The 6,098-nt window shown below is 44.3% G+C and carries 7 protein-coding genes and 1 pseudogene; 6 read left to right on the forward strand and 2 right to left on the reverse strand.

Features of this window, described 5'->3' with window-relative positions; translation table 11 throughout:
* Together RMO55_RS03640 and RMO55_RS03645 are read left to right on the forward strand one after the other, a co-directional pair.
* Positions 1-402: pseudogene (locus RMO55_RS03640) on the forward strand (helix-hairpin-helix domain-containing protein); the annotation flags it as partial.
* Between the two features lie 114 nt (positions 403-516).
* Positions 517-1,461 (forward strand): FTR1 family protein, encoded by a 945-nt coding sequence (locus RMO55_RS03645; protein WP_310423661.1) that lies wholly within the window; start codon positions 517-519, stop codon positions 1,459-1,461.
* 144 nt (positions 1,462-1,605) lie between these two features.
* Here RMO55_RS03645 and RMO55_RS03650 read toward each other — a convergent pair whose 3' ends face one another.
* Both RMO55_RS03650 and psbQ read right to left on the reverse strand, forming a co-directional pair.
* Positions 1,606-2,724 carry an FAD-dependent oxidoreductase gene (locus tag RMO55_RS03650; RefSeq protein WP_310423664.1) on the reverse strand — a complete coding sequence of 373 codons (1,119 nt, stop codon included), beginning with the start codon at positions 2,722-2,724 and terminating at the stop codon, positions 1,606-1,608.
* Between the two features lie 116 nt (positions 2,725-2,840).
* On the reverse strand, positions 2,841-3,284 hold the full coding sequence (psbQ, locus tag RMO55_RS03655; RefSeq protein ID WP_310423667.1) for a photosystem II protein PsbQ: 444 nt from the start codon (positions 3,282-3,284) through the stop codon (positions 2,841-2,843).
* A gap of 157 nt (positions 3,285-3,441) precedes the next feature.
* On the opposite strand from psbQ, the gene RMO55_RS03660 reads away from it, so the two are divergent.
* From RMO55_RS03660 to RMO55_RS03675, 4 genes are all read left to right on the forward strand, one after another.
* Entirely contained in the window at positions 3,442-3,711 is a 270-nt protein-coding gene (locus tag RMO55_RS03660) for a hypothetical protein (RefSeq protein WP_310423670.1), read from the forward strand.
* Positions 3,695-4,531, forward strand: coding sequence for an urease accessory protein UreD (locus tag RMO55_RS03665; RefSeq protein ID WP_396134160.1), 837 nt, complete (start codon positions 3,695-3,697; stop codon positions 4,529-4,531). The genes RMO55_RS03660 and RMO55_RS03665 overlap by 17 nt, the downstream gene beginning before the upstream one ends.
* 322 nt (positions 4,532-4,853) lie before the next feature.
* Entirely contained in the window at positions 4,854-5,357 is a 504-nt protein-coding gene (locus RMO55_RS03670) for a hypothetical protein (protein WP_310423678.1), read from the forward strand.
* Positions 5,327-5,926 carry a hypothetical protein gene (locus RMO55_RS03675; RefSeq protein WP_310423681.1) on the forward strand — a complete coding sequence of 200 codons (600 nt, stop codon included), beginning with the start codon at positions 5,327-5,329 and terminating at the stop codon, positions 5,924-5,926. Before RMO55_RS03670 ends, RMO55_RS03675 begins: the two co-directional genes overlap by 31 nt.
* Positions 5,927-6,098 lie beyond the last annotated feature (172 nt).

Raw genomic sequence — 6,098 nt, forward strand, 5'->3', positions numbered from 1 at the left:
GCATCACAAACATCGATCGATCTAGCAATTGCCGCATTACCGGATGCCCAACGTAAAAATCCAACCTTCGTATTGCAAGTAATTAATGGTTTATTAGATACTGCCAATTCTGAATATGGTGCAGCCATTACCGATGGTAAAATCAAAGCCGCAATCGAGTATCAAGACTCTAGAGGTTTTATCGCTTATGCAAATATGTTGTATCAAGGAATCGCCACAAATATGGCTAAAGATCATCCAGATGCTCATAAAATAATTGTTGAAAACATGAAGCAATTAACTACAGCATGGCCCGCAGCTATGCCTCCAGCAGCTCCGGTAAAGACTGTCGCAGAAGTCGGTACATTAGTCAAAACAATCGAACTAAATACTCAAAAAGTTATTACTGTTGCAGCTAAGTAGTCGCACTTTTTTAAAAATTTAATCTGTGAATACAGGAAATTTTTTCAATCGTAATTTCAAACATCAGATAGTCATCTACCCTCAACCAAATTTTAATCGCAAGGAATCAAGATCGTGGATTTTAGTTCAGCTTTACCGACCTTTGTAATTACCCTCAGAGAGGGGGTAGAAGCCGCCCTCGTGGTCGGTATCGTACTTGCTTGCTTGAAAAAAGCTAAACAGAGCCACTTGAACATCTGGGTGTATGCAGCCGTCGCTACGGGGATTGCGGCGAGTGGGATCGTTGGCGTGTTGCTAGCACAAACAGCTCAGGCACTATCTCAGTCTCAAAATCCTTATGCAGCCACACTAGAACTATTTCTCGAAGCGATTTTTGGGTTGGTGGCGATTGTCATGCTCAGTTGGATGTTAATCTGGATGACAAAGCAAGCCAGATTCATGAAGGCGCAAGTAGAAGGCGCAATCGAGCAAGCGATGGCGACAAATGCTGGTTGGGGCGTATTTACCCTAGTATTTGTGGCAATCTTGAGAGAAGGATTTGAAACTGTTTTATTTATCGTTGCCAAGTTTCAGCAAGGGTTGATTCCTTCATTGGGTTCGGCGGCTGGATTGACTGTCGCCACCGGAATTGGTGCGTTGTTGTTTAAGTGGGGGATAAAAATTAATATCCGCCGCTTTTTCCAGATTATGGGCGTATTGTTATTGCTGATTGTATCGGGTTTGGTGGTATCGTCATTGGGACATTTTGATACTGCGATCGCTACCATCGCTCAAAGCGATCGACAATCAGCCGGAATGTGTTTTTTCTATGAGAAATTTACCAAGGTGCATTCTTGCAATCTGGGTGGGTTAGTCTGGAATACAAGTAAGGTATTGCCCGAAGACCAATTTCCTGGTTTACTTTTAAGTGCATTATTTGGCTATACAGATAAGCTATACTTAGTTCCAGCTTTAGCTTATATTGGATTTGTACTGTCGATCGGTGGGATGTACTTCCGCAGTCTCAATCCTGGGAAACCTAAGCAAGAAAATATTCCGGTACCTGTAAAAACTAACTAAAGATCGATTTACCACATTTTCGATTGACATTCAGGGAGGGTGAGTTTTTAACTAAATCTTTTGTACAAACAGTCTCGCGAGAAGATAAGTACCGAAACAAAATATATTGCACAAATAAATCGTTGACGTTACTGGGACGGAGCTTTAGTCAGCCAATAACATATCACCGATAATTCTTGCCGTTGCAGGGGCAAGTAAAATGCCATTCCGATAATGTCCGGTTGCTACTAATACTCGCTGATTATTGCCGACTCGATCGATTACAGGTGCTGGGCGATGATTGGGGCGGGGACGCAAGCCTTGCCAGGTGCGGACGATTTCTCCCTTGGCTAAATCAGGACAAAGATCGATCGCAATTTGTTTGACTCGTTCTAAACATTCTGCCTGAGCTGTCATGACACCATCGACGGGAAATTCTACTGTCGCCCCCACCCAATAATCATTTTTTCCACAGGGGACGATATTGACATCATCAGAAATAATCACTGGCTGAAAGTCTGGATTGCCCAATAGTTGAGGCAAGCGGATCTGGATGGCTTGTCCTAAGACGGGTTGAATTTCAATTGGGGCGTGTGTTGAGAGTAAACTAGTCGAACCCAAACCAGCGGCGACGATAACCCAGTCACTAGTTACAGTTGGTAGATCGGGTGTGGAAATATCACAGCTATGCTGGTTATCTGCCGTAATAGACTCGATCGAGCGATCGAAATGAAAATTCACTCCATTTAGCTTTGCCGCAGCGACTAGAGCATTTGTCAGCGCAACTGGATCTACCTGTAAATCTTGGGGTGAATATGCAGCGGTACCTCTAAATTGACTATTAATTTGCGGAAGCTGAGTGATTACTTTGCGTGCATTCCATAATTCTAATTGCCACTCTTGTTCGGTGCGGGTGGTAACTAATTGCGCCCATTTACCCAGATCGTCTTCAGATGATAATAGTTTGAGAATTCCTTGGGAGTTGTGAGGAATCTTTGATTTTGTGATTTTTTCTAGTTCGGGAATCAAGCTTTGATAACGGGTAATACTCTCTTTGCGAAGGTTCCAAGCACGCCCTTTTACCTTTTGACTGATAATCCCCATTAAAACACCCAGAGCCGCACCCGTTGCTGCTTGGGCAGGTTGTTGTCGATCGTAAACATCGATCGTATACTTATCTAAATGACTGAGTTCGTAAGCTATTGTCGCGCCAATAATGCCGCAGCCGATAATACTAATGCTGGTAGACATTTTATTTAGTTGAAAGTTGATTAATTTATCCATACTCACAAATTAGGGTAGGGGCAATTCATGCAGCGGCTCGCGCTCGTCGGGTTCCCCGACGGTTTAGCGAGACAAGACATTGCCCCTACCCTGACTTTCCTTGATGCTCAATCTAACTACGCTTTAGGAATCAGATTTGAGAAACTGGCAAGATCTTTGAGTGCTTCGCCGTAGTTGCGGATCGCGAGCTGGTAGTCATTATTGTCAGCAGCGGCATCAATTTTGTTGAGATGGACAAAGATTTCTTTGCTAACTGCTAAAGCTTGCTCTTTGGTACCTGGTAACAGCTCTCTGGATAAACCAGACATTCGCGTTCTGATATCTCCCAAAGGACCGTGGATGAATGATTTGACATTATTCCAATCGCGTGCTTGAATCATCGTCGCGAGTTCGGGTAATCGATCGGTCATTGCGCTAACATTTTTACTTGTAGCTTGAATTTGCACCAGTTGTGCGGCACTATAAGTTGGAGCCTTTGCTTCTGTGCCATCGCCGCAGCTAACGACAAAGACGGAAATAAAGACCAGCAGGATAGATATCAGTGGACGAAATAGGGACATAATTATTTGTAGATAGGTAAGAGCTTGCTTAGATCGATCTATTATGCCCCCAGCATACTAGAATTGACAGGTCATCCGCAATCCATCTATTTTGAACCGCGTCAAACTCCAGCGGAAACTTAGCATAACTTATAACTAGTCGCCGATCGCAAACTGCATGTTTAGAGTATTTACGAAAGATTACGATCGCACATTCGATCGATGGACGGATGCTTTAGCGGCGGGCAATTCGCTCAAGTCTAAGTGTAAGAGTTTATTCCAAGATATTCGCATTTTTGATGATGAAGAATTAATCTGGATTTACAGTCGATCGCATACATATCCTCAGTATATTGGCGCAGGTGTATATGACAGACTTGCGCGATTATTCTTACTCGAAAATGCACCGATGGTAGAGGTGGAAGTTGAAGATTCCGAACAATCCTAATCCGTTTCCTGGTTGGCAAGGAAGTTTGCAATTAGCATATAGCCACAACCGCGCCAAAACTCAAGCAATTAAGATTCAAGCCACTGCGCCGTTGAAGGTGCAAAGATCGTTTTATCCTGAAGGTGAGTCAATTTGTCATAACACGATCCTGCATACAGCGGGTGGTGTCGTTGGTGGTGACAGGTTGCAAATCGATATCGATCTCCAGCCTAACTCGCGGGCGGTGATTACAACTGCCGCGGCTGGTAAAATCTATGGGAGTAATGGTACACCCGCAGTTCAATATATCGTCCAGAATATCAGCGAAAATGCTTGTCTAGAGTGGCTACCCCAAGAAACCATCGTCTTTAACCGAGCAATCTTTTACCAACACTTACGAGTCAATTTAGCCGCTACAGCAAGTTGGTTGGGTTGGGAAATCAATCGGTTCGGGAGAACGGCGCGGGGCGAGCGATTTACCCAAGGTGAATGGAAATCGGCAACCGAAGTATACCGCGAGGGGAAACCAGTCTGGATCGATCGACAGATCCTCTACGGTGATGAAATGGTTGATAGTCCTCATAGTTTAGCAGGACACTCGATCGTGGGAAGTTTAGCCTGGATTGGCGCGGAAGTTAGTAAAGATCTGGTTGTCCAGGCTCGATCGATCTTCGACGGCGAACCTAGTAAAATAGGTGTAACCCGTTTGACAGAAGGTTTATTATGTCGTTATCGTGGTGACTCTACCACCGAAGTACGTCACTGGTTTAACGCAGTTTGGCACCTACTCCGCCATTCATTTCTCAACAGTCCACCCATCCATCTCCGCGTGTGGCAATAATAGTTCCGATCTGAACTATTCTCGATCGACAGTGATTGTTACGTACAAAAATATATAGAATCAATTTGGGATCTTTGTGTTACAGATATATTTATCTGTCGGTACGGGTCTGTAGGGGCGGGTTTATGCAAGCAAATATCGATTTTAACGTTCGAGGTCGAACAAAACCCGCCCTCCCCAACAGGGTTTCTAGATCGCTAAAAAGATCCCAGCCATCTTAACGTTAAATGCGCTTGCCCAAAGAGGTGAAAATCAATTAACTAGAGAGCAAAATGAACGTCTGTCTGAGTTAAATCGACAATCATCAGCAGAATTGGCACGATTGAATCAAGCTTTTCAACATGATGAAAATCTGTTGACACGATCGCAAAATGAACGATTAGCAGAATTGACTCGCGAATTTCAAGCTAATGAGGGTAAACTCAGTCGCGAACATTTGGAACAACTAGAAATCTGGAGAGCGAGTCTCCAACGCGAGCTATCAGATCGACAACGAAATCTCCAACTCGAACTCAAAGAAATCGAAACTAAACTTACGAGGGAACTCCGCTATTTCGATCGAGAATCCGCTCGAATCAAAATGCGGGAAGAAAAAATGCTGGGTCAGTCGCCGATTTGGGAAGCGGCGAAATCGATTCTCAATAACAACAGCAATAATTCCGTCCCCCATCTCCATGTCTTTTTCTCACCGCCAAATCTCAAATATGATACGATCGTCTCCCCAGATCGCAATAGTATTAAAGCTCCAGAAATGGAGCAACATTTGAATGGTGGATTGCATGATTTTTTTGGAGAATGCAGCAAGGAAAATCGCCAAATTCATTAAAAGCTAAACTAAGTATCGGCGATCAAGATTACGTCGAAAAGTTGAATCGCTCTCTGGTACAATTGGGAATTGACGAGTTAATTGATCTAGCTGACTGTTGCTATCAACGAGCGATCGAGTATTACCAAGATGGAGCCACTCGATCGAGTATGATCGACTTTAGCCACAGTATCGCCCTCGCAGATAATCTCGCCGCCTATTACTATCGCGGGATGGCTCACACTCAGCTTCAAGAATATGCTATCGCGATCGCCGACCTGACTCAGGTTATTAATCGTGCTGCACCGGATGAGATCGTCGATGGATTCTCGCTATTAGGTCATGCCTACGACCAACGCGGATTGGCTCATGCTAAACTGCGCGACTATCATACTGCCATTCCTGATTTCGATCGCGCTTTGCAATTGGGCGTGACATCCGCCGCAACTCACCGCGAAATCGCTGCTGGCGTACTAGCAGGGCTAGAAATCCAACGCGAAGAAGCCGAATTAGAACGCCAACACCTAGCCGAACTATTACGTCAGAAGGAAGAGCGACGGAAGGAAGCCGAGTTAGAACGTCAACGTTAGGAAGAGCAACAACTAGAGATGGTGTCGATTGAGGTGATTCCCGATAAAGAATATACCCACTAAGCCGGACGAATCAGAACATCCCATTTAGGGAGTAGTGGGTTTCGTTCTAATCTTTTTTCCACCTCTTTCATTGCTGACTTATTGAGTGAAATACCTTTTTGATAAATCG

The sequence above is a fragment of the Chamaesiphon sp. VAR_48_metabat_135_sub genome, from assembly GCF_031418915.1.
In the GTDB taxonomy this organism is placed as follows: domain Bacteria; phylum Cyanobacteriota; class Cyanobacteriia; order Cyanobacteriales; family Chamaesiphonaceae; genus Chamaesiphon.